The organism is Variovorax sp. AC103, assembly GCF_979254005.1.
In genome coordinates this window covers 80630-105459 of record NZ_CEEDFC010000019.1, presented here as the reverse complement: position 1 = coordinate 105459, position 24830 = coordinate 80630, and the positions used below count along the sequence as shown (strand labels likewise).

25 protein-coding genes are annotated in these 24830 nt (G+C 68.0%); 10 read left to right on the top strand and 15 right to left on the bottom strand.

Annotated elements, in window-relative coordinates; genetic code table 11:
* Nucleotides 1-197 precede the first annotated feature (197 nt).
* Nucleotides 198-2270, top strand: coding sequence for a prolyl oligopeptidase family serine peptidase (locus tag AC0IYU_RS24835; RefSeq protein WP_472122254.1), 2073 nt, complete (start codon nucleotides 198-200; stop codon nucleotides 2268-2270).
* Complete coding sequence (gene rocF / locus AC0IYU_RS24830) at nucleotides 2267-3187, top strand: arginase (protein WP_472122251.1); 921 nt, start codon at nucleotides 2267-2269, stop codon at nucleotides 3185-3187. The genes AC0IYU_RS24835 and rocF overlap by 4 nt, the downstream gene beginning before the upstream one ends.
* A 28-nt stretch (nucleotides 3188-3215) precedes the next feature.
* Here the strand turns inward: rocF and AC0IYU_RS24825 are convergent, their stop codons facing one another.
* From AC0IYU_RS24825 to AC0IYU_RS24815, 3 genes are all read right to left on the bottom strand, one after another.
* A complete protein-coding gene (locus AC0IYU_RS24825; protein WP_472122249.1) occupies nucleotides 3216-3980 on the bottom strand; it encodes a DUF2242 domain-containing protein in 765 nt (254 codons plus the stop codon).
* An 84-nt stretch (nucleotides 3981-4064) separates the two neighbouring features.
* Nucleotides 4065-4718, bottom strand: coding sequence for a nucleoside/nucleotide kinase family protein (locus AC0IYU_RS24820; RefSeq protein ID WP_472122246.1), 654 nt, complete (start codon nucleotides 4716-4718; stop codon nucleotides 4065-4067).
* Nucleotides 4719-4751: 33 nt separating this feature from the next.
* Nucleotides 4752-6023, bottom strand: coding sequence for a Glu/Leu/Phe/Val family dehydrogenase (locus tag AC0IYU_RS24815; protein ID WP_472122244.1), 1272 nt, complete (start codon nucleotides 6021-6023; stop codon nucleotides 4752-4754).
* A gap of 213 nt (nucleotides 6024-6236) precedes the next feature.
* On the opposite strand from AC0IYU_RS24815, the gene AC0IYU_RS24810 reads away from it, so the two are divergent.
* Both AC0IYU_RS24810 and AC0IYU_RS24805 read left to right on the top strand, forming a co-directional pair.
* Nucleotides 6237-6659, top strand: a complete 423-nt coding sequence (locus tag AC0IYU_RS24810) for a hypothetical protein (protein WP_472122241.1) — start codon at nucleotides 6237-6239, stop codon at nucleotides 6657-6659.
* Between the two features lie 160 nt (nucleotides 6660-6819).
* Nucleotides 6820-7287 (top strand): Lrp/AsnC ligand binding domain-containing protein, encoded by a 468-nt coding sequence (locus AC0IYU_RS24805; protein ID WP_435441080.1) that lies wholly within the window; start codon nucleotides 6820-6822, stop codon nucleotides 7285-7287.
* Nucleotides 7288-7290: 3 nt separating this feature from the next.
* Here AC0IYU_RS24805 and AC0IYU_RS24800 read toward each other — a convergent pair whose 3' ends face one another.
* The gene (locus tag AC0IYU_RS24800; protein ID WP_472122238.1) at nucleotides 7291-8001 is read right to left on the bottom strand and encodes a YggS family pyridoxal phosphate-dependent enzyme; all 711 of its coding nucleotides are present in this window, start codon (nucleotides 7999-8001) and stop codon (nucleotides 7291-7293) included.
* A gap of 51 nt (nucleotides 8002-8052) precedes the next feature.
* Here AC0IYU_RS24800 and AC0IYU_RS24795 point away from each other — a divergent pair, with 51 nt between their 5' ends.
* Both AC0IYU_RS24795 and AC0IYU_RS24790 read left to right on the top strand, forming a co-directional pair.
* Nucleotides 8053-9096: a type IV pilus twitching motility protein PilT gene (locus tag AC0IYU_RS24795; RefSeq protein ID WP_435487450.1), complete on the top strand. Its 1044-nt coding sequence runs from the start codon at nucleotides 8053-8055 to the stop codon at nucleotides 9094-9096.
* Between the two features lie 136 nt (nucleotides 9097-9232).
* On the top strand, nucleotides 9233-10369 hold the full coding sequence (locus AC0IYU_RS24790) for a PilT/PilU family type 4a pilus ATPase (RefSeq protein WP_435441083.1): 1137 nt from the start codon (nucleotides 9233-9235) through the stop codon (nucleotides 10367-10369).
* A 44-nt stretch (nucleotides 10370-10413) separates the two neighbouring features.
* Here the strand turns inward: AC0IYU_RS24790 and AC0IYU_RS24785 are convergent, their stop codons facing one another.
* Nucleotides 10414-11964, bottom strand: a complete 1551-nt coding sequence (locus tag AC0IYU_RS24785; protein WP_472122235.1) for an MFS transporter — start codon at nucleotides 11962-11964, stop codon at nucleotides 10414-10416.
* Nucleotides 11961-12467 (bottom strand): MerR family transcriptional regulator, encoded by a 507-nt coding sequence (locus AC0IYU_RS24780; RefSeq protein WP_472122232.1) that lies wholly within the window; start codon nucleotides 12465-12467, stop codon nucleotides 11961-11963. Before AC0IYU_RS24780 ends, AC0IYU_RS24785 begins: the two co-directional genes overlap by 4 nt.
* A gap of 88 nt (nucleotides 12468-12555) precedes the next feature.
* Here AC0IYU_RS24780 and AC0IYU_RS24775 point away from each other — a divergent pair, with 88 nt between their 5' ends.
* On the top strand, nucleotides 12556-13464 hold the full coding sequence (locus tag AC0IYU_RS24775) for an NAD(P)-dependent oxidoreductase (protein ID WP_435496716.1): 909 nt from the start codon (nucleotides 12556-12558) through the stop codon (nucleotides 13462-13464).
* A gap of 143 nt (nucleotides 13465-13607) precedes the next feature.
* On the opposite strand, the gene AC0IYU_RS24770 is transcribed toward AC0IYU_RS24775, so the two are convergent.
* The 3 genes from AC0IYU_RS24770 to AC0IYU_RS24760 all read right to left on the bottom strand — a co-directional run bounded on the left by AC0IYU_RS24770 (nucleotide 13608) and on the right by AC0IYU_RS24760 (nucleotide 15511).
* Nucleotides 13608-14399: a BON domain-containing protein gene (locus tag AC0IYU_RS24770; protein WP_472122229.1), complete on the bottom strand. Its 792-nt coding sequence runs from the start codon at nucleotides 14397-14399 to the stop codon at nucleotides 13608-13610.
* On the bottom strand, nucleotides 14396-15040 hold the full coding sequence (locus AC0IYU_RS24765) for an SIS domain-containing protein (RefSeq protein WP_435441088.1): 645 nt from the start codon (nucleotides 15038-15040) through the stop codon (nucleotides 14396-14398). The genes AC0IYU_RS24770 and AC0IYU_RS24765 overlap by 4 nt, the downstream gene beginning before the upstream one ends.
* Nucleotides 15041-15127: 87 nt before the next feature.
* Nucleotides 15128-15511 (bottom strand): YraN family protein, encoded by a 384-nt coding sequence (locus AC0IYU_RS24760; protein WP_435441089.1) that lies wholly within the window; start codon nucleotides 15509-15511, stop codon nucleotides 15128-15130.
* A 45-nt stretch (nucleotides 15512-15556) separates the two neighbouring features.
* On the opposite strand from AC0IYU_RS24760, the gene rsmI reads away from it, so the two are divergent.
* Nucleotides 15557-16504, top strand: a complete 948-nt coding sequence (gene rsmI, locus AC0IYU_RS24755) for a 16S rRNA (cytidine(1402)-2'-O)-methyltransferase (protein ID WP_472122226.1) — start codon at nucleotides 15557-15559, stop codon at nucleotides 16502-16504.
* On the opposite strand, the gene AC0IYU_RS24750 is transcribed toward rsmI, so the two are convergent.
* Both AC0IYU_RS24750 and AC0IYU_RS24745 read right to left on the bottom strand, forming a co-directional pair.
* Complete coding sequence (locus tag AC0IYU_RS24750; RefSeq protein WP_472122223.1) at nucleotides 16501-17037, bottom strand: RNA 2'-phosphotransferase; 537 nt, start codon at nucleotides 17035-17037, stop codon at nucleotides 16501-16503. The genes rsmI and AC0IYU_RS24750 overlap by 4 nt on opposite strands.
* The gene (locus tag AC0IYU_RS24745; RefSeq protein ID WP_472122220.1) at nucleotides 17034-17927 is read right to left on the bottom strand and encodes a LysR family transcriptional regulator; all 894 of its coding nucleotides are present in this window, start codon (nucleotides 17925-17927) and stop codon (nucleotides 17034-17036) included. The genes AC0IYU_RS24750 and AC0IYU_RS24745 overlap by 4 nt, the downstream gene beginning before the upstream one ends.
* A 100-nt stretch (nucleotides 17928-18027) precedes the next feature.
* Here AC0IYU_RS24745 and AC0IYU_RS24740 point away from each other — a divergent pair, with 100 nt between their 5' ends.
* Nucleotides 18028-18525: a hypothetical protein gene (locus AC0IYU_RS24740; RefSeq protein WP_472122217.1), complete on the top strand. Its 498-nt coding sequence runs from the start codon at nucleotides 18028-18030 to the stop codon at nucleotides 18523-18525.
* 13 nt (nucleotides 18526-18538) lie between these two features.
* Here the strand turns inward: AC0IYU_RS24740 and AC0IYU_RS24735 are convergent, their stop codons facing one another.
* Both AC0IYU_RS24735 and AC0IYU_RS24730 read right to left on the bottom strand, forming a co-directional pair.
* The gene (locus tag AC0IYU_RS24735) at nucleotides 18539-19267 is read right to left on the bottom strand and encodes a glutathione S-transferase (RefSeq protein WP_472122215.1); all 729 of its coding nucleotides are present in this window, start codon (nucleotides 19265-19267) and stop codon (nucleotides 18539-18541) included.
* An 81-nt stretch (nucleotides 19268-19348) separates the two neighbouring features.
* A complete protein-coding gene (locus tag AC0IYU_RS24730; RefSeq protein WP_472122212.1) occupies nucleotides 19349-20167 on the bottom strand; it encodes a sulfite exporter TauE/SafE family protein in 819 nt (272 codons plus the stop codon).
* Nucleotides 20168-20294: 127 nt separating this feature from the next.
* Here AC0IYU_RS24730 and AC0IYU_RS24725 point away from each other — a divergent pair, with 127 nt between their 5' ends.
* The gene (locus AC0IYU_RS24725; RefSeq protein ID WP_472122210.1) at nucleotides 20295-21059 is read left to right on the top strand and encodes an AraC family transcriptional regulator; all 765 of its coding nucleotides are present in this window, start codon (nucleotides 20295-20297) and stop codon (nucleotides 21057-21059) included.
* Nucleotides 21060-21089: 30 nt separating this feature from the next.
* Here AC0IYU_RS24725 and AC0IYU_RS24720 read toward each other — a convergent pair whose 3' ends face one another.
* Together AC0IYU_RS24720 and AC0IYU_RS24715 are read right to left on the bottom strand one after the other, a co-directional pair.
* Entirely contained in the window at nucleotides 21090-21518 is a 429-nt protein-coding gene (locus tag AC0IYU_RS24720; RefSeq protein ID WP_472122208.1) for a hypothetical protein, read from the bottom strand.
* A 1424-nt stretch (nucleotides 21519-22942) separates the two neighbouring features.
* Nucleotides 22943-24748, bottom strand: coding sequence for an ATP-dependent nuclease (locus AC0IYU_RS24715; RefSeq protein WP_472122205.1), 1806 nt, complete (start codon nucleotides 24746-24748; stop codon nucleotides 22943-22945).
* Nucleotides 24749-24830: the final 82 nt, after the last annotated feature.

The window sequence follows — 24830 nt, the reverse complement described above, 5'->3', positions numbered from 1 at the left end:
GCGCCGTGGGGCAGGATAGCGCGGGCATTGCGTTCGTGGGCCCCGTCTTCTTCAGTGTTTCCACCGGGGGGAAGGCACCAGCGGGCAGGGGTTTGCCCGGAGTAAGGGAAAGGTTGCGCATGCCCGGCGGGGCCGCGACAGGTGCGCCCAGGGGCTTGTGCGGAGCCTCTTTCACACGGCCTCCGTACACTGAGGCCATGACATCCAGCCTCCCCCCGCAATCGCTGCAACCAGCGCAAGACGACCACCTCTGGCTCGAAGACATCGACGGCGAGAAGCAGCTCGACTGGGCCCGTGCGCAGAACGCGCTCACCGTGCAGGCCTACGCCCAGTCGCCCGCGTTCGATGCGCTCCAGCAGGGCATCCTCGAGGTGCTCGACTCGGAAGAGCGCATTCCGATGGTGCGCAAGATCGGCGCGCGCTTCTACAACTTCTGGCGCGACAAGGCGCACCCGAAGGGCCTGTGGCGCCGCACCACGCTCGAGGAATACCGCAAGCCGCAGCCCGCCTGGGAAACCGTGCTCGACCTCGACGCGCTGGCCGCGGCCGACCAGGAGAACTGGGTCTGGCACGGCGCCGATTGCCTGGACCCGGACTACAAGCGCTGCCTGATCTCGCTGTCGCGCGGCGGGGCCGACGCCGACGTGGTGCGCGAGTTCGACCTGGAAACGAGCCAGTTCGTCGAAGGCGGCTTCACGCTGCCCGAGGCGAAGAACCATGTGGGCTGGAAGGACATCGACCACCTGTACGTGGCCACCGACTTCGGCCCCGGCTCCATGACCAGCTCCAGCTACCCGCGCATCGTGAAGGAGTGGCGCCGCGGCACGCCGCTGGAAAGCGCCGTGACGGTGTACGAAGGCCTGCACGAGGACATGTCCGTCGGCGCCTACCGCGACAACACGCCCGGCTTCGAGCGCGACTACGTCTCGCGCCAGATCGACTTCTACGACAGCGAGACCTGGCTGCGCGGCGCCGACGGCGCGCTCGCCAAGATCGACGTGCCCGACGACTCGCTGGCCGAGATCACGCGCGAGTGGATGCTGATCGAACCGCGCACCGACTGGACCGTGGGCGACACCACGTACAAGTCGGGCTCGCTGCTGGCCACGAATTTCGACGACTACATGGCCGGCCGGCGCGAACTCACCGTGCTGTTCGCGCCCGACGACACCACCGCGCTGGACAGCCATTCATGGACGCGCCACCACCTGATCGTCAACGTGATGCACGACGTGGTGAACCGGCTCGAAGTGCTGACGCCCCCGGCCGACGGCAAGGGCGCATGGACACGCGAAAGCCTGGGCGGCGCACCGGCGCTGTCGACCATTGCGGCGGGCGGCATCGACGAGGACGAGAACGACGACTACTTCCTCACCGTGAGCGGCTTCCTGCAGCCGACCACGCTCTACATCGGCACCATCGGCCAGGGCGAGCCCCAGGTGCTGAAGGACAGCCCCGCCTTCTTCGACGCCTCGCGCTACCGCGTGAGCCAGCACTTCGCCACCTCGAAGGACGGCACGCGCGTGCCCTACTTCGAGATTGCCGCCCACGACCTGAAGGCCGACGGCACCCACCCCACATTGCAGTACGCCTACGGCGGCTTCGAGATCTCGCTGCAGCCCAGCTACAGCGGCAGCATCGGCCGGGCGTGGCTCGACCAGGGAGGCGTGTACGTCGTTGCCAACATCCGCGGCGGCGGCGAGTACGGCCCTCGCTGGCACCAGGCCGCGCTGCAGGAGAACCGGCTGCGCACCTGCGAGGATTTCGCGGCCGTGTCCGAAGACCTCATCGCACGCAGGATCACCTCGCCCACGCACCTGGGCGCGATGGGCGGCAGCAACGGCGGCCTGCTGATGGGCAACATGCTCACGCTGTACCCGCAGCTGTACGGCGCCATCGTGAGCGAGGTGGCGCTGCTCGACATGCGGCGCTACACGCAGCTGTCGGCCGGCGCGTCGTGGATCGCGGAATACGGCGACCCGGAGCAGCCCGACGAATGGGCGTTCATCAAGACCTTCTCCCCCTACGAGAACGCGGAGGCCGGCCGGGCCTATCCGCCCGCCCTGTTCACCACCTCCACCCGCGACGACCGCGTGGGCCCGGTGCATGCGCGCAAGATGCACGCGAAGATGGTGGCGCTGGGCCACGACAGCAGCTTCTACGAGAACCTGGCAGGTGGCCACAGCGCGGCCACGGACAACAAGGAGTCCGCCTTCATGGACGCGCTGGGCTATGCGTACCTGTGGCAACACCTGAGGAAGCCGAAATGAGCAATGACCCCACCACCCTCGAACTGATCGGCGCGCCGACCGACATCGGCGCCAGCGTGCGCGGCGCCGGCATGGGGCCCGACGCGCTGCGCGTGGCGGGCCTCGCGGAGGCGCTCGCGGGGCAGGGTTTCGCGATCATCGACCGCGGCAACCTCGCAGGCCCGGCCACGCCCTGGACGGCCCCGGCCAACGGGCTGCGCCACCTCGACGAGGTGATCGCGTGGAACCGCTCGGTGTACACGGCCGTCGACAGCGCACTGGGCGCAGGCCACGTGCCGGTGATGCTGGGCGGCGACCACTGCCTGGCCATCGGCTCGATCAGCGCGGTGGCCTGGCACGCGCGCCAGCGCGGCAAGAAGCTGCGCGTGCTGTGGCTCGACGCGCATTCCGACGTCAACACCGAGACCTCGAGCCCCAGCGGCAACCTGCACGGCATGCCGGTGTCGTGCCTGCTGGGCCACGGGCCCGCGGTGCTCACGGGCTGGAGCGGCGAGCGCGCGGCGCTGCAGCCCGACGCCATCCGCTTCATCGGCATCCGCAGCGTCGACAGCGACGAGAAGAAAGCCATTCGCACGCTGGGCCTGCATGTGTTCGACATGCGCCACATCGACGAGCACGGCATGCGCACCACCATGACCGAGGCGCTGCAGGACGTGGACGAAGACACCCACCTGCACGTGAGCTTCGACCTCGACTGCCTGGACCCCGGCATTGCGCCCGGTGTGGGCACCGGCGTGCGCGGCGGGCCGACCTACCGCGAGATGCAGCTGTGCATGGAAATGATCTCCGACACCGGGCGGCTGGGCTCCGTCGACGTGGTGGAGCTGAACCCCGCGCTGGACGTGCGCAACCAGACGGCCGAGGTGGCGGTGGAGCTGATCGAGAGCCTGTTCGGCAAGTCGACGCTGGTGCGTTGACGTCGAGGCCCGCGGGGCGGGGCCGCCCTCAGCCGCGGCTCGGCGACGAGGGCACGGGAAAGGTCATGACCGGTGCAGGCGCAGGTGGCGTGGCCGGCGCGGCAGGCGCGGCAGGCGACGTCGGGGCAGGCAACCTGGCCGCGGGCGGTTGGGTGGGGGCCTCGGCCTGGCTGTCGCCGGCGTCTTCAGCGCCTTCAGCGCCTTCGGGGCCTTCGAGGAAACGGTCGAGCAGCGCGAAGAAGCGGTCGTAGAAGCGCTCGTCGGTCAGCGTTTCGCTCGCCACCTTCACCATGGCGTCGTCGCTGGCCGAGAACGGCAGCGACAGCGAGCCGATCGCGCCCACGCCCACGCTGGCCGAGTTGTTCACCTTCTTGATGCCGTAGCGGTCCTGCAGCGCCGTCACGAAGGCCACCGTGCTCTTGCTGGCAGTGCCGCCCTTGGTGCCCCTGCCGCCCTCCTGCGCGCAGACCACGCGGAACTCGACCTCCACATGCACCTCGGCCGCCGGCTGGAAGCTCTTGCGCCCGGTCACCAGGTCGGCGTTGGCGGCCGTGATCATGTAGCCCTGGCTCAGCAGCGCGCGGCGCGCGGCCTCGCAGGTCTGGGCCTCGGTGGCCTCGTAGTTGCGGGTATGCGTGGTGGTGGAGCCGAACTCCTCGGGCTCGTAGGTGACGCGGCGCGAGCTGGTGCCGCAGCCGGCCAGAACGAGCGCGGACACCAGGCCCAGCAGCAGGACCGGGGCGCGAACGAAGGAGAAGAAAGAAGCAGATGAAGTGAGGTGCATGGTCGGCATGAAGCGGCGGATGCTAACCGGCGTAGCGCGCCGGCAAGGCTTCGAGCGTGCCCGCGGCCCGGCGTTCCCCGCCGCGATAAATTTTCAGGACCAGGGCAGCACGTGCTGCGCGCGCACCCGCGTCGCCGCGATCAGCCGCGCATTGGGCGCGTCGGTGCTGTCGACCCAGGCGCGGGCCTCCTCGGCGCTGCGGCCGAACTGCTGGTGGCGCCGCACCAGGCGCGCTTCGCGCAGGGCGTCGTCGATGTCCACGTACCAGACCTCGTCGAGCATCGCCGCCGCCCCGGCCCACGGGCCGACGTCGTGCAGCAGGTAGTTGCCTTCGGTGATGACCAGCTGCGTCGTGGGCAACACGGCGATGGCGCCGGCCACCGGCTCCTCGATCTCGCGGCGGAATTCGGGCGCATAGACGATGTCGCCGTCGGGGCGCTGTTCGCGCAGGCGTTGCAGCAGGGCGACGTAGCCGGCGCTGTCGAAGGTGTCTGGGGCGCCCTTGCGGCCGGCCCGGCCGAGCCGTTGCAGCTCGACGTTGGCGAGGTGGAAGCCGTCCATGGGGACGACCTGGGCGCGGTCGGCGCCGATGGCCCCGAGGAGTGCCGCCGCCAGCGTGGACTTGCCGGCGCCGGGGGCGCCGACCAGGCCCAGCAGCTTGCGCTGCCCGCCGGCCATCAGGGCGTGCAGGCGGGCGAGGCTGTCTGCAGGAATGGGAGGGAGTTTCTGCACGGGGACGCTGGTCATGCCCCGAGCGTACAACCCCTTCCCGTCAAAAAATCACGGGTACAGGCCGCGCTCTTGCCGCGCCATCAGGATGCGCTCGCAAGCCACCGCGTACGTCGCCGTGCGCAGCGTGATCTTGTGCTTGTCCGCGGTGTCCCAGATCTGGTTGAGCGCGTTCATCATGATGCGGTCCAGGCGCACGTTGATCTCGTCCTCGTCCCAGAAGAACGACGAGAAGTCCTGCACCCATTCGAAGTAGCTCACCGTCACGCCGCCGGCGTTGCAGATCACGTCGGGCACCACCAGCACGCCGCGCTCGGCGAGGATGTCGTCGGCCACCGGCACGGTCGGCCCGTTGGCGCCTTCCAGCACCAGCTTGGCGGTGGTTTTCTTCGCGCGTTCGGCGGTGATCTGGCCTTCGAGCGCGGCCGGGATCAGGATGTCGCAGGCCGTGTCCCAGAAGGCGTCGTTGGGCACCACGTCGCCGCCCTTGAAGGCAACCACGCCGTCCTTGTTGGCAATGGGGATCAGCGTTGCCAGGTCGAGGCCGTTGCTGTTGACGATGGTGCCGGTGTGGTCCTGCACGGCCACGATCTTGGCGCCGGCTTCCGCGAACAGTTCGGCCGCGACCGAGCCCACGTTGCCGAAGCCCTGCACCGCGATGCGCGCGCCGCGCAGGTCCATGCCCAGCCGGCGGGCCGCCTCTCGGCCGGTGACGAACACGCCGCGGCCGGTGGCCTTGACGCGGCCCAGCGAGCCGCCCAGGTGCAGCGGCTTGCCGGTGACGACGCCGGTGGCGGTGCCGCCGGTGTTCATCGAGTACGTGTCCATCATCCAGGCCATGATCTGGCCATTGGTGTTGACGTCGGGTGCGGGAATGTCGGTGTGCGGGCCGATGATGATGCCGATCTCGCTGGTGTAGCGGCGGGTGATCTTTTCCAGTTCGTTCTGCGACAGCTTCTTCGGATCGACGCGGATGCCGCCCTTGGCGCCGCCGTACGGCAGGTTCACGGCGGCGGTCTTGATGGTCATCCAGGCCGACAGCGCCATCACTTCTTCGAGCGTGACGTCGGGGTGGAAGCGCACGCCGCCCTTGCCCGGGCCGCGGCTCATGTTGTGCTGCACGCGGTAGCCCTCGTAGTGGGCAATGCGGCCGTCGTCCATTTCGATCGGCACGTCCACGATCAGCGCGCGCTTGGGGCGCTTGAGCGTTTCGACCCAGCGGGCCAGCGGGCCGAGGTACGGCACGACGCGGTCGACCTGCGAAAGGTACGTGCCCCACGGGCTGTTGGCGGTCGGGCTGACGAAGGAGAGTTTTTCACTCATGAGAGATCCCAGGGTTGAACGGATGGGCACAACGATAGACCTGTCCCGCGCGCGACGCCATGGCTTATGCGCGGCGCGCTGGCGGTTATGCAAGAGACGTTGGGGCGGCGCCCGCGGCACATGACGAAACCGTCATCGACGGGTTATCGATCCGGCGGATGCGCTCCCTAGAGTGGGCTCACCAACCACAACCGACCTCAAGGAGCTTCCCGAATGACCCAGCAAACGAACGCCACCCGCCTCCTGGGCACCGCCGCCATCGCCGCCGTGAGCGGCCTCGTTTCGGCACCCGGCTTTGCCGGCAACTACGCCGAGGGCGACCCGCGCCCCGTGGCGACGACCTCGTCGACCACGCGCGCCGTCGTCGCTGCCGACACGCAGCAATGGCTCAAGGCCGCGCCCACCCAGGGCTACACCGACGGCATCTCGCAGCAGGCGGCCGTGGTCTCGACGAACACCCGGGCCGCGGTGGCTGCCGATACGCGGCTGTGGATGCAGTCGGGCCTGGCGGCAAAACAGAACGGCGAGGCCGGTGCTGACGTGACGCAGCCGGGGTACCGCCAAGCCGTGGCGAACTACATGTCCGGGCAGGCCGGGGCGCAGGCACAAGCCCAGCCGGGGACGACGGTTCGCTGACCTGTTCAGGTCGCCCTGTGCAGGCGCCAGAACACGGTCGCAGCGAAAACGAACCCCCAAGGGTAGGCCAAGGGCACTTCCTTGGTTCTATCTCCTGTAGCCGGCTGCCATAGGCCGCATCTTCCGCCGCCGATCGACACCCGCGCCGGATAATCCTCCGATGCTCGACCTGGACCGCATCGATCTCCGGCTGCTGAAGACCCTTCAGGAGGATGGCCGCATCACCAACCTCAAGCTGGCCGAGGCGGTGGCGCTGTCGCCCACCGCGGTGCTGGCACGGGTGCAGCGGCTCACGCGCGAAGGGTTCATCCTGGGCTACGAGGCGCGGCTCGATCCGCACAAGCTGGGCCGCGGCTTCACCGTGTTCGTCGAGGTGCTGCTGGACCGCACCACGGCCAACGTGTTCGACCAGTTCAAGGCTGCCGTGCAGGTGCGCGACGAGATCATGGAATGCCACATGGTCGCCGGCGGCTTCGACTACCTGCTCAAGACCCGCATGGCCGACATGGCCGCCTACCGCGAGTTCGCCGGCACCGTTCTGTGGCAGTTGCCCGGCGTGCGGGAAACGCGGACCTATGCGGTGATGGAAGAAGTCAAGAGCAGCGCGCGCCTGCCGCTGGGCGTCTGAAGCCTACGCGGGCTTGCGCGCCCGGCCGCCGAAGATCGCGGTGCCGACGCGAACCATCGTGCTACCGGCGCTGATGGCCGCTTCGAGGTCCGCGCTCATCCCCAGCGAGAGCGTGTCGAGCTCCACGCCCGCAATGCCCGCCGCGCGAATCGACTCGAACACCGCATGCGCGCGCAGGAACAGCTCGCGCTGTGCGTCGAAACCCTCTGCCGGCTCGGGGATCGCCATGAGCCCGCGCAGCCGCAGCTGTGGCAACGCCGCCACAGCGCGGGCCAGCGCCACGGCCTCTTGCGACGCCACGCCCGACTTGTTCGCGCCCCCGTCCACATTGACCTGAAGGCACACATTCAGCGGCGGCAGATGGGCCGGCCGCTGGGCCGACAGGCGCTCGGCGATCTTCAGGCGGTCGATGCTGTGGACCCAGTCGAACTGCTCGGCCACGGGCCGCGTCTTGTTGCTTTGCAGAGGGCCGATGCAGTGCCACTGAAGGCTGGCGCGCAGGTCGGCCAGCGCCTCGATCTTGTCCAGCCCCTCCTGCACGTAGTTCTCGCCGAAGGCCGTCTGGCCGGCCGCATGCGCCTCGCGCACGGCCTGCGGGCCGAAGGTCTTGGACACTGCCAGCAGCCGCACCTCGCCGGGCGCGCGCCCGGCCGTTACACATGCCTTCGCGATCCGGTTGTTTACTTGCTGGAGGTCGTCGCCAATCATCGTCATAATCGTCCAAAATCGTATCAAAACGTCACCGCACCCGAGCCGAGGAGCCCTGTGGACATCACCCAATTGCTGGCATTCAGCGTCAAGAACAAAGCGTCCGACCTGCACCTTTCCGCAGGCCTGCCGCCCATGATCCGCGTCAACGGCGACGTGCGCCGCATCAACGTGGATGCGCTCGATCACAAGGGCGTGCACGCCATGGTGTACGACATCATGAGCGACACGCACCGCAAGCACTACGAAGAATTCCTGGAGGTCGACTTCTCGTTCGAGATCGACGGCCTCGCGCGCTTCCGCGTGAACGCCTTCAACCAGGCGCGCGGCGCGGCGGCGGTGTTCCGGACCATTCCCTCGAAGATCCTCACGCTGGAGCAGCTGAACGCGCCGAAGATTTTCGGCGAGCTCGCGCTCAAGCCGCGCGGGCTGGTGCTGGTGACGGGGCCCACGGGTTCTGGCAAGTCGACCACGCTGGCCGCAATGGTCAACTACCTCAACGAAAACGAGTACGGCCACATCCTCACGGTGGAAGACCCGATCGAGTTCGTGCACGAGTCCAAGAAGTGCCTGATCAACCAGCGCGAGGTCGGCCCGATGACGCTGTCGTTCTCCAACGCGCTGCGCTCCGCCCTGCGCGAAGACCCGGACGCCATTTTGGTGGGCGAGCTGCGCGACCTGGAAACCATTCGCCTGGCCATGACCGCGGCCGAAACGGGCCACCTGGTGTTCGGCACGCTGCACACCTCCTCGGCCGCCAAGACGATCGACCGGATCATCGACGTGTTCCCCGGCGAAGAGAAGGAAATGATCCGCGCCATGCTGTCGGAGTCGCTGCAGGCCGTGATCTCGCAGACCCTGTGCAAGACCAAGGACGGCCAGGGCCGCGTGGCGGCGCACGAGATCATGCTGGGCACGCCGGCCATCCGCAACCTGATCCGCGAGGCCAAGGTGGCGCAGATGTACTCCACCATCCAGACCGGCCAGGGCCAGGGCATGCAGACGCTCGACCAGAACCTGACCGACCTGGTGCGCCGCAATGCCATCTCGGCTGCCGAAGCCCGCGGCAAGGCCAAGATCCCCGAAAATTTCCCTGGCTAGTCATGCGGCCCCCCGGCTTTTCACTTCGCTGCGCTGCGTGTAACTCCACCCCCCGGGGGGGAGGCGCGGCCGCCTTGGGGCGGCCCGGCGGTCGGCCGCCAGCGGGTTCAATCTAAACAGATCAAGGAGCGCTCTCATGGAACGCGATCAAGCCAGCCAGTTCATCAACGACCTGCTCAAGCTCATGGTGAGCCGCAGCGGCAGCGACCTGTTCATCACGGCCGACTTTCCGCCGGCCATCAAGGTCGACGGCAAGGTCACCAAGGTGTCGCAGCAGGCGCTGGGCGCGCAGCACACGCTGGCGCTCACGCGCTCGGTCATGAACGACCGGCAGACGGCCGAGTTCGAGCGCACCAAGGAGTGCAACTTCGCGATCTCGCCGACCGGCATCGGCCGCTTCCGGGTGAACGCCTTCGTGCAGCAGGGCAAGGTCGGCATGGTGCTGCGGACCATTCCCGCCAAGCTGCCGACCATCGACGGCCTGGGCATGCCGCAGGTGCTGAAGGACGTGGCCATGACCAAGCGCGGCCTCACCATCATGGTGGGCGCCACGGGCTCGGGCAAGTCGACCACGCTGGCCGCCATGATCGACTGGCGCAACGAGAACTCCTTCGGCCACATCGTGACGGTGGAAGACCCGGTCGAGTTCGTGCACCCGCACAAGAACTGCGTGATCACGCAGCGCGAAGTGGGCATCGACACCGACAGCTGGGAAGCCGCGCTGAAGAATACGCTGCGCCAGGCACCCGACGTGATCCTGATGGGCGAAATCCGCGACCGCGAGACCATGGAGCACGCCGTGGCCTTCGCCGAGACCGGTCACCTGTGCATGGCCACGCTGCACGCCAACAGCGCCAACCAGGCGCTGGACCGGATCATCAACTTCTTCCCCGAAGAGCGCCGCGCCCAGCTGCTGATGGACCTGTCGCTGAACCTGCGTTCGCTGGTGTCGCAGCGGCTGGTGCCCACCGAGGACGGCCAGGGCCGCGTGGCCGCGGTGGAAGTGTTGCTGAACACGCCGCTGATCTCCGACCTGATCTTCAAGGGCGAGGTGGGCGAGATCAAGGAGATCATGAAGAAGAGCCGCAACCTGGGCATGCAGACCTTCGACCAGGCGCTCTTCGATTTGTTCGAAAGCCACTCGATCAGCTTCGAGGACGCCATCCGCAACGCCGATTCGGCCAACGACCTGCGGCTGCAGATCAAGCTCAACAGCCAGCGCGCGCGCAGCAGCGACCTGGCGGCGGGCACCGAGCACTTCGCGATCGTCTGAGCGCGTATTCGATATTCGCGATCGTCTGAGCGCCCCGGGCGCCGTCAGTCGATCGTTCGCTGCCACGCAGCGAACACCCCCGCCACCAGCGCAATCACCGCCATCGCGGTGAACCCGTCCAGCGAGGCCATGAACGTGGCCTGCTGCTCGAGCGTGCGGTACAGCGTGCCCAGCGCCATGGCATGCGCCTCGCCCGCCGCATGGCCCGACGCGACGAACCCACGGGTCAGCGAGTCCAGTGCCTGCATGAAGCTCGCATTGGCCGGGTTCGCCGATTCGCTCAGGCGCACCTCGTGCAGCGCCAGCCTGTGCTGCTGAAGCGCGATGACCGACGAGGTCGCGAAGGAAATGGCGAGCTGGCGCACCAGGTTCTTCAGCCGGTAGCCGTGCGCGAACTCCTCGGCCGCGAAGGGCCTGAAGGTGAGGTTGGCCACGGGCAGCACCACGAACAGCATCAGCAGCCCGCGCAGCAGCAGCGCCGGCAGCAAGGCCTCGCGCCCCGCCTGCGGCGTCATCTGCGACAGCCACCACGCCGCCAGCGCCGCAACGCCGAAACCCGTGACGATGAGCCACTTCTTGCGCGCCAGCCGCGCCGAGTAGCGCAGGTAGACGAACACCAGCAGCCCGGTCGCGAGCGACACCACGCCGGTGAAGTAGCCGGTGTTGCCCACGGTGAAGCCGAGCCCGCCCTCCATCAGCCGCGGCAGCAGGTAGCTGAACCCCGTGGAGAGGTAGTAGTAGACGACGTACAGCGCCAGCCCCACGCGGAACGACGCATGGCGAAACGCCTGCAGCCGCACCAGCGGCGCGGGGTGCCGCCACTGCTGCCAGCCGAACCAGGCCAACCCCGCCACGCCGGCGATCGTCAGGCCGATGAGCGCGGGCGAGCCGGTGAACAGCTCGAAGTGCGAGCGCGTCAGCACCACCTGCAGCGCGGCCTGCGCGAGCGCGAACACCAGGTAGGCGACGTAGTGCGGCTCGGTGCGCTCGTGCACCGGCACGTCGCCGATGTCGGGCAGCGTCCACAGCACCAGCAGCCCGATCAGCGCGGCCACGGGCGCGGTGCTGGCGAACAGCCAGCGCCAGTCGAGGTGGGTGACGAGGAAGGCGCCCGCAATGGGCGCCAGCGCGCCGCCGAAGACGATCAGCACCATGAACGCCTTCAGCGCCTTGGCGCGGCGCGCGGGCGGAATGCCGATCTGGATCAGGATGCGGCAGGCGCCCAGCATCGGGCCGACGAAGTAGCCCTGCACGGCGCGCGCGGCGGTCAGCTGCATCGCGCTGTCGCACAGCGCCGCGCCCACGCCGCCGGCGGCGAAGGCGAACATGCAGACGGCCAGGTAGCGCCGGTAGCCCAGCCGCTCGATCCACGCATGCTGGTGCAGGATGCCGAGCACCGCGCCCAGCGCATAGGCGCTGGAGGCCCACACCAGCTCGTCGGGCGAGGCGTTGACGCCGCCGGCGATGTAGCTCGCGAAGAACGCGAAGAGTGCGTTGTCGAAATAGTCGATGGCCGTGACGAGGCCGATGGCCCAGGGCAGCAGCGCCACCGCGGCGTTGCCGCGCGAAGGCCATGCCAGGGCCGAAGAGGTCATGGCGCGGGCCGCTCCTTGCGGCGCTGCGCCAGTGCCTCTTCCACCGGCTCGCCGGCCAGGCGGCGCTCGACGTAGCCGAGGTCGCGCCGCAGCTGTGCCTGCAACGACGCGGCCTCCTTGAGCTCGCGGCGGACCTGGGCGACGCGCGCATCGAGCGTTTCCAACTGCTCGGTGAGCGTCTCGCGCAGGGTTTTCAGCGAGGCATTCGACAGCCGCGGGCGGCCTCCTTCGGCCGGCGCGTCCATGGGCTGCTGGAGCATGGCGGTGATGACCGGCAGCGAGAAGCCCAGCGAGCGCATGCGCAGCACGCGCGCCAGCTTGTCGAGGTCGGCCAGCTCGTACAGGCGGTAGCCGCCTTCGCTGCGCGCCGGCACCACGACGCCGAGTTCTTCGTAGTACTTGAGCGTGCGCGGGGTGACACCGAGCCGGGCTGCGGCATCGCGCACGGTGAGGGCGCTGGCGGGCGATGTGGCGGCAGGTGTGGCGGCAGATGCGTCGGTCATGGTGACGCAATTCTGCGCCAACCTGTACGTTCACGTACAGGTTGGGGGTCATCACGTCGGCGGCGGAATGGCTTTAAGCTGTCGCCCCATGAGCAGCATCAACACCCGCACCTACGAATCCGTCCCCGCGCAAACCGTGGCCTTTCTCGGCCTCGGCGTCATGGGCGGCCCCATGGCCGGCCACCTGGCCAAGGCCGGCCACAGCGTCACGGTCTACAACCGCACACCTGCCAAGTCGCAGGCCTGGGCGGCCGAATTCGGCGCACCCGGGCGCCACGCCCCGACCCCGCGCGAAGCCGCCGCCGGCGCGGACATCGTGTTCTGCTGCGTCGGCAACGACGACGACCTGCGCTCCGTGGTGCTGGGCGACGACGGCGCCTTTGCCGGCATGAAGAAGGGCGCCACCTTCGTCGACCACACCACCGCCTCGGCCGACGTGGCCCGCGAACTGGCGAAGGCAGCGCAGGCACTGGGCCTGCACTTCATCGACGCGCCCGTCTCGGGCGGCCAGGCCGGCGCGCAGAACGGCGCGCTCACCGTCATGTGCGGCGGCGACGCGGCCGTGTTCGAGCGCATCAAGCCGGTGGCCATGGCGTTCGCGCGCGCGGTCACGCTGCTGGGCGAGAGCGGTGCCGGCCAGCTCGCAAAAATGGTCAATCAGATCGCCATTGCCGGCCTGGTGCAGGGCCTGTCGGAAGCCATCGCCTTCGGCCAGCGCGCCGGGCTCGACATGGAAGCCGTGCTGGGCGTCATCAGCAAGGGCGCGGCCCAGAGCTGGCAGATGGAAAACCGCGGCAAGACCATGATCGCCGGCAAGTTCGACTACGGCTTCGCGGTCGACTGGATGCGCAAGGACCTGGGCCTGGTGCTCGACGAGGCCAAGCGCAACGGCGCGCGCGTGCCGGTGACGGCGCTGGTCGACCAGTTCTATGCCGACGTGCAGCAGGCCGGCGGCAAACGCTGGGACACGTCAAGCCTCATCACCCGCCTCAAATAGGCTCGCCCCCAGGCTTCGCGCACTTCGTGTCGCTTCTCCTTCCCCCTGCCGGGGGCTACACCTGCGGCCCGGCAAAGCCGGTTTCGCGGTGTTCCACGAAAAAAGCCCGCAACAGCGGGCTTTGTTGATTCAGCGCTTCCTGCTCAGCGGATCGGCGAGGTCGTCGCGCCGCTCGCGGGCAGCGGCTCCATCGGCGGCAGCGGCACGCGCGACGACGACGAAGGCGCGGGCGGTGCCGACGGCGAGGCCGACGTCACCGGCGCCGGGCCCTGCCCGCCGCGCTGGGCCGCGCTCTGGTTGGCGGCCTGGGAGGCTGCCAGGTCGGCCTCGGACACGATCTCGACCACGCGCACCACCTTCGCCACGCCGCTCACGCCGCGCGTGATCTCGGTGGCGCGGTCGGTCTCGCGCCGCGTGGCGATGCCCATCAGGTAGACCGTGCCGCGCTCGGTCACCACCTTGAAGGAGTTGGCGAAGATGTCCTTGGCGTCGAGCAGCGAGGCCTTCACCTTGCCGGTGATGTAGAGGTCGTTCGAGCGGTCCTGGAAGGTGCTGGACGCGCCCACGGTCAGTTCGTTGACCACGGAGCGCACGTTCACGACGCGGCCCACTTCCTCTTCGACACGGCGGCGGTCGGCGTCGCTGCCCACGGCGCCGGTCAGCAGCACCTGGCGGTTGTAGCTGGTGACGCTCACGTACATGTTGTCGTTGGCGATGTCGCGCACGCGGGCCGCGGCCCGCAGCTCGATGCCCTGGTCGTCGAGCTGCGCGCCCGAGCTGCGGCGGTCGGTCGCCACCATGCCCACGCCCATCACCGCGGCGCCGCCCACGACGAGCGGAACGCAGGCGGAAAGGCCGCCCACCAATGCGGCGCCCAACGTGAGGGCAAGGGCAAGGCGTTGGGTCGACGTCGTCGTCATGGTCGTGAAGGTCATGAGGAAACTTCCTGTTCTCCGAGTAACTGGGCATCCACGCCGTCGCACAGGCAGTGCAGCGCGAGCTGGTGGATTTCGTGAATGCGCGCCGCACGCTCGTGCGGCACGCTGATCTGGACGTCGGTTTCGCGCAGCGCGCGGCCGATGGCGCCGCCCGAGCCGCTGCTGCCCGCGCCCGGCGCCGAAGGCGGCCCCGAGACGGCATTGCCGAGCAGCGCCACCACGGTCATGTCGCGCTCGTGCGCGGCCGTCACCGCGGCCAGCACCGCCGCCGACTGCCCGCTGGCGCTGAGCGCCAGCAGCACGTCGCCGGCCTGGCCGAGCGCGCGCACCTGGCGGGCGAAGCGGTCGGCGTCCATCGCGGTGGCGCTGTCGGCGTCGGGGTCGGTGGTGTCGCCGGGCAACGCAATGGCGCCCAGCTCGGGCCGTTCGCGTTCGAAGCGGCCCACGAACTGCGCGGCGAACTGCGCCGCCAGCAGGCCGGACACGCCCGAACCGCAGGCCAGCACCTTGCCGCCGCTGGTCACGCACGCCAGGATGGCCTGCATCGCTTGAGAGATGGGTTTGCTGAGGACCGGTCCGGTCTGGTATTTGAGGTCGGCACTGTCAATGAAGTGCTGCTGAATCCGTTGCTCGAGCATGAGGCGGGATGATAACTGGGGGTTGTGAAACAAAAGGTGTGAGTGGTGGAGCCGCAAGCCAAGGCTTCGGTTCCCGCACGGGGCACTTCAGCCGGCGTCGAAGGCGCCCTGGAGCCAGGTGATTTTCTCCTCCACCAGAACCACGTCGAACCGGCAGGGCGGCACCGTGCGCAGGCCGTTCAGGAAATGCTGCGCGGCGAACACGATGCGCCGCTGCTTCACACCCGTGATGCTGCCGCCCGCGCCGCCGTGCGTGCCGGTGCTGCGCTGGCGCACTTCGACGAACACCAGCGTGGCCTCGGGCGGACGGCGCGCGTCGCGCATGATCAGGTCGATCTCGCCGCCGCCGCGCCCGGGCGTCCGATAATTGCGCGCGACCAGCGTCAGGCCGGCGTCCTGCAGGTGGTCGAGCGCGGCGTCTTCCGCCGCATCGCCGCGATGCTTCGTGGTCTTCGTGGTGGTGGTCTTCATGGCTCCCTGCCGCAATCTTCTTGTTCGTTCTGACGGAGAAACTTCTTGGCTTCACTCGCCCCTGCTTCTTTCGGCGCCGCCCTCGCGGCCGCGCACGACGCCGCGGGTGCGCAGCATTATCCGCAGGCCACGCTCTACGTGGTCGCCACGCCCATCGGCAACCTGGCCGACATCACGCTGCGCGCGCTGCACGTGCTGCAGCTGGTTGACGCCATCGCCTGCGAGGACACGCGCCACACCCAGACCCTGCTGCGCGCCTACGGCATCGACCGGCACGGCTCGCGGCTGCTGGCGGTGCACCAGCACAACGAGGCCGAGGCCGCACAGGCCGTGGTCGCGCGGCTCGCGCAGGGCGAGCGCATCGCCTACGTCAGCGACGCCGGCACGCCCGGCGTGAGCGACCCCGGCGCGCGGCTGGCCGCCGCGGTGCGCGCGGCCGGCCACCGCGTGCTGCCGCTGCCGGGCGCCAGCGCCGTGACCACGCTGGTCGGCGCGGCCGGCCTGGTGGCCGACGGCGGCGACGGCAACGCCAGCAGCGCCTTCGTGTTCGCGGGCTTCCTGCCAAGCAAGGCCGGCGAACGCGACACCGCCGTGCAGGCGCTCTCGCAGGAGCCGCGCGCCGTGGTGCTGCTGGAGGCACCGCACCGCATCGAAAGCCTGGCGCGTGCGCTCGCCACGCTGGGCGAACGCCGCATCACCGTGGGCCGCGAGCTCACCAAGCAGTTCGAGGAAATCGCGACCGTGGCCGCCAGTGCCCTGCCCGACTGGTTCGGCGCCGACCGCGACCGCACGCGCGGCGAGTTCGCGCTGGTGCTGCACCCGGTGGCGGTGAGCGGCGACGGCGGCGCCGAAGGCGAGCGCGTGCTGCGCCTGCTGCTGGCCGAGCTGCCCGTGAAGACGGCCGTGAAGCTGGCCGCAGAGATCAGCGGCGCGCCGCGCAACACGCTGTACGACACGGCGCTGCGCATCCGCAAGGACGCGGAAGAAAACTAGCCTTCGAGAAATTCGGGCGGCACGGCAGCGGTCAGCCAGACGCCGTTTTCCGCACGATGAAAGGCATGGCCCCGCGCATGCATGCGGCCCGCGTCGACGCGCAGCACATGCGCCTTGCCGTGGCGCTGGCCCACCTGCACCGCCGTCGCCTCGTCGGCCGACAGGTGCACGTGCTGCCGCGCGCCCGGCCGCAGGCCCTTCGCGCGGATCGCATCCAGAAAGCGCGTCGCCGTGCCATGGAACAGCACCGCGGGCGGCGTCACCGCCTCGAAGCTTCGGCTGACCTGCGGCGTCGAATGACCTTGCAGGGCGCGAATGCGCAGCCCGTCGGCCGACAGCTCGTAGCGCCTCTTGGTGCCCGCATCGACCGCGCGCACCACGTCCGAGCGGGCCAGGTCGCGGCCTTCGGCCACCGCGCCCGCAACCAGCGCGTCGATGTCGGCCCAGCCCTGCAGGTCGAGCCGCAGGCCGACGGATTCCGGCGCGTGCCGCAGCACATAGGCCATGAACTTGCTCACGTCTTCGGGGGTCATGCCGTCTTCCAGTGATCGCCGTGCGCCAGCAGCGCGCTCCACAGCCGTTGAACATGCGCGGCTGGTGGCCGGTCCGCCGCATGGAACACGTGGTACTCGAGCGGCGGATACCCCTGCAGCGGCACCGCCACCAGCCCCTTGGGAATGCGGCAGCAGGCGTTGACCACCGCGAGGCCGAAGCCCAGCTGCGCGAAACGCAGCATCAGCTCCCAGCCGTCGGCTTCGAGCGCCGGGTGCCAGGCCACCGATTCCGCCTGCAGCAAGCGGCCGAGCAGTTCACGGTGCGGTCGCCCGGCCGGCGGCACGATGAGCTGCGCGCCCTTCAGGTCTCGCAGGCGCACCGACTTGCGGGCGGCCAGTGCATGTGCGCGCGGCACCACCAGCACCTGCCCGACCACCGTCAGGCGCACCGCATGCAGGTCGGCCGGCGCCGTGCCGAGTGGGGCAATGCCCAGCTGCGCCTGGCCCGCCCGCACCGCCTGGATGGCCGCGTCGCGGTTGCGCGTGAGCAGCTGCAGGTGCGGCGACGCGTCCGGCCCCGAGAACTGCGACAGCGCCTTGCCCAGCAGGTAGAGGTAGGCGCCCTCCCCGGCCGCCAGCGTGACGACGGGCCTGTCCTGCCCCGCGGCGAGCCCCTTCGCGAAGCGCTGGTTGAGCATGAGCAGCTCGCGCGCATGCCGAGCGACCTGCTCGCCCGCGCTCGTGAGCTCCAGCGCGCTGCCCACCCGTATGTAGAGCCTGGCGTCGAGCTGCTCCGACAGCTTGCGCACCTTGGCGTGCAACGCCGGCTGGCTGATGTGCAGCAGGCGCGCCGACTCGCTGAAGTTCAGCGTGTCGGCGAACACGGCAAACGACTGCAGTGCGTCGAGGTTGGTGCGGGGAATGTCCATCTATCCATTTTATGGATAGCACTTCCAATATCGGTAGTTCCTGGTGATGGGCTTCGTTTCTACGATCCGGCTGCATACATACACACACAAGGAGCAGCAAATGAAGAGCAAGCACACCCCTACCCGCCTGGGCATCGACATCGGCCGCGTGCTGATCGCGGCCGAAGGCCCGCACGGCGAGGACACCGCGTTCATCGGCGGCTCGCTGCAGGACGCCCTGGACACGCCGCCCTACGAAGGCATGTTCGAGGCCGTCGCGCCGCTCGTCGACAAGTTCGAAGGCCGTGTCTGGCTCGTGTCGAAGTGCGGGCCCAGCGTGCAGGCCAAGAGCCGCGCATGGCTGCGTCACCACCGCTTCTTCGAGCGCACCGGCATCGCACCCGAGAACCTGCGCTTCTGCCTGCAGCGTCCGCAGAAGGCCGACCACTGCCGCCAACTGCGCATCACCCACTTCATCGACGACCGCACCGACGTGCTGCATTACTTGGAAGGCGTCGTGCCGAACCGCTACCTGTTCGGCCCGCAGCGCAAGCCGGTGACGGTCGAGGGGCTGGTGCTGCTGCCGGCCTGGAAGGACGCGGCCGCACTGGTCGGCTGACCGGCCGCCGGGGCTAACCGTCCAGCTCGGCGTAGCGCCTGAAGATGCCGTCTTCGTTGAACGCGATGCGGCGCGGGCTCTGCAGGTAGTCGTGCACGCGCTGGCGGCGCTTGATGTTGCTGTGCAGCTTCTCTACCGCGGGCGTCTTCGCCAGTGCCCGCGCGGTGGCTTTGGGGAAGGCGTAGTGCAGCCCGTCCACCAGCTGGAACAGCGACAGGTCGGCGTAGGTCAGCACATCGCCCACCAGGTGCAGGCTGCCGGCAGGGTTGCGCTGCAGCACCCGCTCGAACCAGCCCAGGAACTTGGGAATGCGCTCGTCGCGAAAGGCCTTGGCGCGCTGCACGGCCGCGTCGCGCTGGTCTTCGTAATAGGCGCCGCTGGAGATGGGGTGGTGCGTTTCGTGCGCCTCGGCCACCGCATCGGCGATGGTGAGCTGCAGCTGGTGCGTCCACAGCCCGTCGGACTCGCCCACGCCCGCCAGGCCCAGCCGTGGACCGAGGTACAGCAGGATCGCGGCGGTCTGCCCCACCACGACGTCGCCGTCGACCAGGAAGGGCGGCGCGAACGCGGGACGGGCGTTGTCGGGGTCGCCCAGCCGCTCGCCCAGCGCGGACTCGCCGCCGCCCTTCGATTCGGGCAGGCGGGCCACGTCGACATAGTCGGCGCCGGCCGCTTCGAGTGCGAGCCGCACGAATTCGCCGCGGCCCTGGATGGTGGGCCAGTAGTGGAGTTGGTAAGGCATGCGGTCATGGTGGCAGGGTCGGCAAGGCGCTGCAACCTTGGGCGCGCAGGTGTCGAAGTCGGCCTACGCCGGCATGTACGCTCAGCGCAGCGCCATGCCCGCCAGCACCAGCACGAGCAACGCGATGTAGCCCCAGGTGTGCACGCGGTCGGGCATGCGCCCGATCAGCGGCGCGGCGGCGCGCACGCCCACCAGCGAACCCGCCACCAGCGCGGCGAACGCCGGCACGTCGACGTAGCCGATGTGCCAGCCCTCCAGCGCCGAGCCCGAGCGCCACGCCATCGCCATGTAGGTGGCCGTGCCCGCCAGCGCGATGGGCAGCGACAGCGGGTTGGCCATGGCGGTGGAGCGCGTCATGCCGATGCCGCGTCGGCGCATCAGCGGCACGGTCATCACGCTGCCGCCCACGCCGAGAAAGGCGGCGACCAGGCCGATGACGAAGCTGCCGGCCGTGGCGACGGCGCGCGACAGCGGGCGAACCACGGCCGACGCGTCGTGCGTCATGAAGCCGGGACGCAACAGGCAGTCGAGGAGGGTCGCGGTCAGGTAGGCAATGAAGGCCCAGCGCACGAATTCGCCGTTGGCGGCCACCGCCATCGCAGCGCCCACCACGGCGCCGATGCCGATGAAGCCGAGCAACGGCCGGATCAACGCCCAGTCGAGCGTGCCGGCGCGCTGGTGGCGGCGCGTGGCCAGCCACGCGCTGACGATCATCACGCAGGTCGAGGTGGCCACGGCGATGTGCATGGCGGAGCGGCCGACGGCGCTGTCGGCGCCGTGCGTCAGCATCAACGCACGGTAGAGCAAGGGCACCACGACGAAGCCGCCGCCGAAACCGAAGAGCACGGTGGTGACGCCCGCCAGGCCACCGAAGGCTGCGAGCACGAGATAGATCGACACGACAAAACTCCAGGCAAGTGAGGGAACAAGCCCTTGAAAATAGGACGGCACCGCCTGGCGCGCTTGCGCATGTTCGACAATGATGTTCTCGTTTCAGCCAACCAACTTCAAGGGTCGCTTCACGGCCATGCGCAACGTCGCCATCGATTCCGTCGACGCCACCGACCGCCCGGTGCTGGCCATCGGCACCGATTACCCGCCGGGCCACCTGCTGCCCACGCACAGCCACCGTCGCGCGCAATTCCTGTATGGCGCCACGGGCGTGATGGAGGTGGGCTGCGACGACGGCGCCTGGGTCGTGCCTCCGCAGCGCGGTGTGTGGATTCCGGCCGGCAAGCCGCACCGGGTGCGCATGCTGGGCGTGAGCACGCGCAGCCTCTACATCGAGCCGCGCGCCGTGCCGCGCCGGGGCGGCCAATGCGAGGTACTGAGCGTGTCGCCGCTGCTGCGCCAGCTGCTGATGGAAGCGGTCGAGCTGCCGCCCGCCTACGACCGGCAGGGGCGCGACGGCGTGCTGATGCGCCTCATGCTGCACGAACTGGCGCGCGCCGAAGCGCTGCCGCTGCACGTGCCGCTGCCGCGCGATGCGGCGCTGGCCGGGCTCTGCGTGGAATTTCTTCGCCAGCCCGACGTGCATGTGGCGCCTGCGGCGTGGGCCGCGCGGCTGAACGTGAGCGAGCGCACCTTCAACCGGCGCTTCAGCCTGGAAACCGGCATGCCGTTCGGCAAATGGCGACAGCGGGCCTGCGTGCTGGTGGCGCTGTCGAGGCTGGCCGCCGGCGAGCCGGTGACGGCGGTGGCGCTGGACATGGGCTACGACAGCCCGGGGGCGTTCTCGACGATGTTCCGCAGGACGCTGGGGCGGCCGCCGTCGCATTTCTCGATGGCGTAGGCGCTGGCGGCGGCGCCCTTCTTCTTTCGGTCAGCCGCGTGCGACGCGCACGGGTCCGTTCGCCGTCCAGCCGCAGCCGACGGCCTGGTCCGGACCTCCGTCGACGAGGGCCTGCGGGGAGGCACCCAGCATGGCGCTGCGCAGCGACTTGATCGTCGCGTCGGCTGCATCGATGCGGCGGTGCAGCTCTTCGTTGACGAGGCGCATCAGCGCACCGAGTTCGGAGCGGGTGGGATGCATCTCCTCGGTGTCGTTCACGCGCTGCGGAAGGATGAGCTTTTCGAGGCACGCGCTGGCGCAGTGCACGTGGCGGATGTTCTCGATGTCGTCGTCTGCCTGCAGGACGAGGGATTCGGTGTCGTTCGGTAAGGGAGCCGACTTCGGCGCCGCGTGGTGTGCGGCACCGGCAGCTTCGGGAGACTCAGGGGACGGGTCGTGCGCGCGCGTGGAATTCGCCATGAATGGCCTCCGTAGGGTTCGATTTGCAACAACCGCCGCACCCAACGCCAATTGGAGGCGGCAGCTCGAACAGGTTGGCGTACCGGGAACCCGCTTGCGCGAACCGGCGAGCCTCGCGGCTCCCTGTCCGAGCCGCCAAAACTGGAGGCACGAACAACGAAGCCGCAGAGTCTCTGCGGAGAAATCTGCGGCTTGCGTCGCAGCGGGTTACTCGGGACGCCAATCCCGATCACGCCTTGTTCGGACGTGACGACGCAGTGTATATCGAGGGGGGTGTGCTCAAAAGCCGCTCCAGCAGCCCCAGAAACAAGAAAACCGGAAGTCTCTGGAGAAACTTCCGGTCTTGTGTGTGGTGCCGCCAGGAATCACAAACTAGTCTTTTGACCTTATGAACTCTCAGTTTCAGGAGGCTGAACCGCATAAGTACCGACAAAGGTACCGACAAAATTCCAAGCGTCCCCGGCTGTTGCGAAAAAGCGGCGACCTGAATAGCGCGGGCGGGCGTCCCAAGCTCCGCCCGTCCACGCCCGGCACCGTGATGCCAACGGCGAAAATGTTCCCGGCGCCACCGCCCGGCTCCTCTTCCATACGGACGGGGGACGCAATACGTGGAGACGCCCAAGGTCGAGGACATCTGCATCGGCGGCAACGAGCCCCTCGGCGATGCCGCCAGCCGGCTGCCACGGTTCAGTGAAGAGCCACCAACATTACTTTCGCGGTTGTCCGCTCAAGTCCAAAAACCCTAATTAAATCAACAACTTAAGGATTTTTTCATTGCCCTTGCTTCCGCATCGGTCCGGGTGCTTCCGAGGCATTGCTGGAAAATCCGGCGATCCTCGACCAGTTGTCGGAGACGAACTGATCCGCAGATTGGTCGAATCCGACCAATCCGGTCCTCCTCGGCGCCGATGCGCACCGATCGCCTCACAGACCCATGCCCTGGCATGCGCTTCGGTCTCGGCCGGATTTTCCCCCGGGGGTGACGTGGCGCACCATGTGTCGGCGATGACGAGCCCGTTGGAGCCGGTCAGTCGGGGCGAGCCTTCGACTGCTTCGCCGCCGAGCGGCTCCTCGGAGCCTCCCAGCAAACGAATGTTCCAGAATGAATGCGGTCGTTTGACTACTTGCTCGAATGACGCTGTTGGCCATAAGCGGTCCGCTGAGGGGGCGAACAGCATGTCCGCCACTGGTTGCGGACGTTCACATTCGATGGCTGAGCGACGGCAGCAAGTGAAACCGGTCACTCAGGGATCCGGCGGGCGGATAACCGCTGCGCACCCAGAAAAGGTCGCTCGGGCATAAAGGGCTGGATGGTGGTGCGCCAACGACTCCTTCTGCCAGAGATGGCCACTAGGACTCGACCTAATACGGAACTTCACCCGGGAAAAATTTGGACCGGCAATGCAGCGTGAACTGACGGCACCTCAGGCTGCGTTTGCTCGCAGCCAGTCCAGCCATCCAAAGCAATCGACGATCGTCGGCATGGACTTCTCGATCGCGGCTGCATCCATCGCGCTGATGGCAAGCTCCTGAGTCAGGATCGCGTCTTCGCCCTTCTCTTCATGGCCGGTGACGTTTTCCAAACACCCCACCTTCCAGACCCAAACTCGCTGTTCGAGCAGAACAGCGTGCAAGCCAGCGGAGATTTGAGCTCCGTCAGCATCTTGTGCAAACACCGCCCAGGTATCAGCAGCCTGCCAGCCAGTCTTCTTGTCCTTCGTGGGAAGGCCGTTGTCGGCCAGTGGGTACCCATGTTGGGCCTGTAGCCGCTTGAGGACATCCTTGCTGCGCATCAGCGGCTCATCGTCTTTCGGGAGCATCGGATGCCGCCCCTTGCGAGCTTCCGTGAACGCAAAGTCAAGATCGGCGATCCCGCACGCTTGGATGCCCATGGCGGCCAGCACGGGGAGCGCTTTCGGGATGTCGGAGCACGCGCCCACAGCGACGAAGGCGACCTGGTCAAGCTCCGGGTGGCGTCCTCGTAGACGCTCGTATAGCAGCGGGAGGAGGCGCTTTTCCGTCTTCCCCTCACAGAGCACGACAAGATCACAGAAGTAGATCTCGGCGAGGTTGCCCAATTCGAACAGGGTGCGTGACTGCGCCTGGGCCTCATCAAGTGCGTCGGCAACCGCATGCCTGAGAGGTAGGCGCGCTAGCGTCCCGTGGGCCTTGTCCTTTCGAATGATCACGGCGTCTGCGGCGTTCTCCCTGCTCAGCATGAGCGGAGAGTGCGTCGCATAGACGACCTGGAAGCCCATCTGCGACAAAGATGCCAGCGCCTGGCGAAGGCGTTTGATGCCCTGTGGGTGCAGATACAGCTCGGGCTCGTCGATGAGCAGCATGCGGCGTGCAGCAAGGGGCTTCGAACCGATCTTGAGGTCAGCCAGGTGCCGGATCAACGCCATCTGGATGGCTCGCTGCGAGCCAGTTCCCAGCTGGTCGAACGTCCTGCAGTCCCCAGTTTCCAAGTCCGTGACGTTCAGACTGCCTGCCTTGAAGAACTCCTTTACTTCGACGGTCTGCAGGCCTAACTCGATCGCGAGCCCCGGGAAGAAGTCGGCAAGGGCCTTCGTCGCCCCCTCGTCGAACGATTTCAGATGCCCCGACCGGGATTTGCCCTCAGTGCCCAAGATGTTCTGAACGGTCTGCATCGCAGTGACCAGTTCGGCATGCGCTTCGACAATCGGACCCATGATCAAGTCGAGCAGCGACTTCAGCGTGCTGCCGGCCTTCGCCTTGCCCAAGTCTTCTCCTAGGTCCTCCATGGCATCGATCTGCAACGCCTCTGGCAGTAACGCTGACACCGCCTGCGGTAAGCCAGTTGGGTAGTTCCGCCAAGCCTCCGGAACGCCTTCGCCAGAATATTTGTCGGCGTCGAATACCTCGCAGGTGAAGCCTTTTGCACCAGGCGCCGTACCGACGACGCGAATCCACATGGACCCGGTGTTACAGAACGGCGCGATAGCCGCTTGATGCTTCGCTTCCGGGATCAGTTTCAGAATTTCCTCGTTGATCCCATCGATTCGCGCAGTAATGACAATGGGCTCACCGGCCTTCGAGAAGTCCGACGGTGCCAATGCGCTTGGCTTCAACACCCAAGCGAGCGCAAAAATAATGGTCGACTTTCCCGCATTGTTCTGCCCGACAAGTGGAGTGAAGGACTCCAACGGCATGGCGACATGATGACAGGCTCTAAGGCCCACGATATCGATGAACCCGATCTTGTGCATCGCCTCTCCCCCTTGTGTGAGCCAATCATAGATCTCGTCCTAGAAGCTTGGATACTTATCTAGTCTCCTACTATGGGAAGGT

Excerpts from the sequence above, each read along its gene's own strand:
- AC0IYU_RS24835 (WP_472122254.1), top strand. The coding sequence starts at position 198 with ATGACATCCAGCCTCCCCCCGCAATCGCTGCAACCAGCGCAAGACGAC.
- rocF (WP_472122251.1), top strand. The coding sequence starts at position 2,267 with ATGAGCAATGACCCCACCACCCTCGAACTGATCGGCGCGCCGACCGAC.
- AC0IYU_RS24825 (WP_472122249.1), bottom strand. The coding sequence starts at position 3,980 with ATGCCGACCATGCACCTCACTTCATCTGCTTCTTTCTTCTCCTTCGTT.
- AC0IYU_RS24820 (WP_472122246.1), bottom strand. The coding sequence starts at position 4,718 with ATGACCAGCGTCCCCGTGCAGAAACTCCCTCCCATTCCTGCAGACAGC.
- AC0IYU_RS24815 (WP_472122244.1), bottom strand. The coding sequence starts at position 6,023 with ATGAGTGAAAAACTCTCCTTCGTCAGCCCGACCGCCAACAGCCCGTGG.
- AC0IYU_RS24810 (WP_472122241.1), top strand. The coding sequence starts at position 6,237 with ATGACCCAGCAAACGAACGCCACCCGCCTCCTGGGCACCGCCGCCATC.
- AC0IYU_RS24805 (WP_435441080.1), top strand. The coding sequence starts at position 6,820 with ATGCTCGACCTGGACCGCATCGATCTCCGGCTGCTGAAGACCCTTCAG.
- AC0IYU_RS24800 (WP_472122238.1), bottom strand. The coding sequence starts at position 8,001 with ATGACGATGATTGGCGACGACCTCCAGCAAGTAAACAACCGGATCGCG.
- AC0IYU_RS24790 (WP_435441083.1), top strand. The coding sequence starts at position 9,233 with ATGGAACGCGATCAAGCCAGCCAGTTCATCAACGACCTGCTCAAGCTC.
- AC0IYU_RS24785 (WP_472122235.1), bottom strand. The coding sequence starts at position 11,964 with ATGACCTCTTCGGCCCTGGCATGGCCTTCGCGCGGCAACGCCGCGGTG.
- AC0IYU_RS24780 (WP_472122232.1), bottom strand. The coding sequence starts at position 12,467 with ATGACCGACGCATCTGCCGCCACACCTGCCGCCACATCGCCCGCCAGC.
- AC0IYU_RS24775 (WP_435496716.1), top strand. The coding sequence starts at position 12,556 with ATGAGCAGCATCAACACCCGCACCTACGAATCCGTCCCCGCGCAAACC.
- AC0IYU_RS24770 (WP_472122229.1), bottom strand. The coding sequence starts at position 14,399 with ATGACCTTCACGACCATGACGACGACGTCGACCCAACGCCTTGCCCTT.
- AC0IYU_RS24765 (WP_435441088.1), bottom strand. The coding sequence starts at position 15,040 with ATGCTCGAGCAACGGATTCAGCAGCACTTCATTGACAGTGCCGACCTC.
- AC0IYU_RS24760 (WP_435441089.1), bottom strand. The coding sequence starts at position 15,511 with ATGAAGACCACCACCACGAAGACCACGAAGCATCGCGGCGATGCGGCG.
- AC0IYU_RS24750 (WP_472122223.1), bottom strand. The coding sequence starts at position 17,037 with ATGACCCCCGAAGACGTGAGCAAGTTCATGGCCTATGTGCTGCGGCAC.
- AC0IYU_RS24745 (WP_472122220.1), bottom strand. The coding sequence starts at position 17,927 with ATGGACATTCCCCGCACCAACCTCGACGCACTGCAGTCGTTTGCCGTG.
- AC0IYU_RS24740 (WP_472122217.1), top strand. The coding sequence starts at position 18,028 with ATGAAGAGCAAGCACACCCCTACCCGCCTGGGCATCGACATCGGCCGC.
- AC0IYU_RS24735 (WP_472122215.1), bottom strand. The coding sequence starts at position 19,267 with ATGCCTTACCAACTCCACTACTGGCCCACCATCCAGGGCCGCGGCGAA.
- AC0IYU_RS24725 (WP_472122210.1), top strand. The coding sequence starts at position 20,295 with ATGCGCAACGTCGCCATCGATTCCGTCGACGCCACCGACCGCCCGGTG.
- AC0IYU_RS24720 (WP_472122208.1), bottom strand. The coding sequence starts at position 21,518 with ATGGCGAATTCCACGCGCGCGCACGACCCGTCCCCTGAGTCTCCCGAA.
- AC0IYU_RS24715 (WP_472122205.1), bottom strand. The coding sequence starts at position 24,748 with ATGCACAAGATCGGGTTCATCGATATCGTGGGCCTTAGAGCCTGTCAT.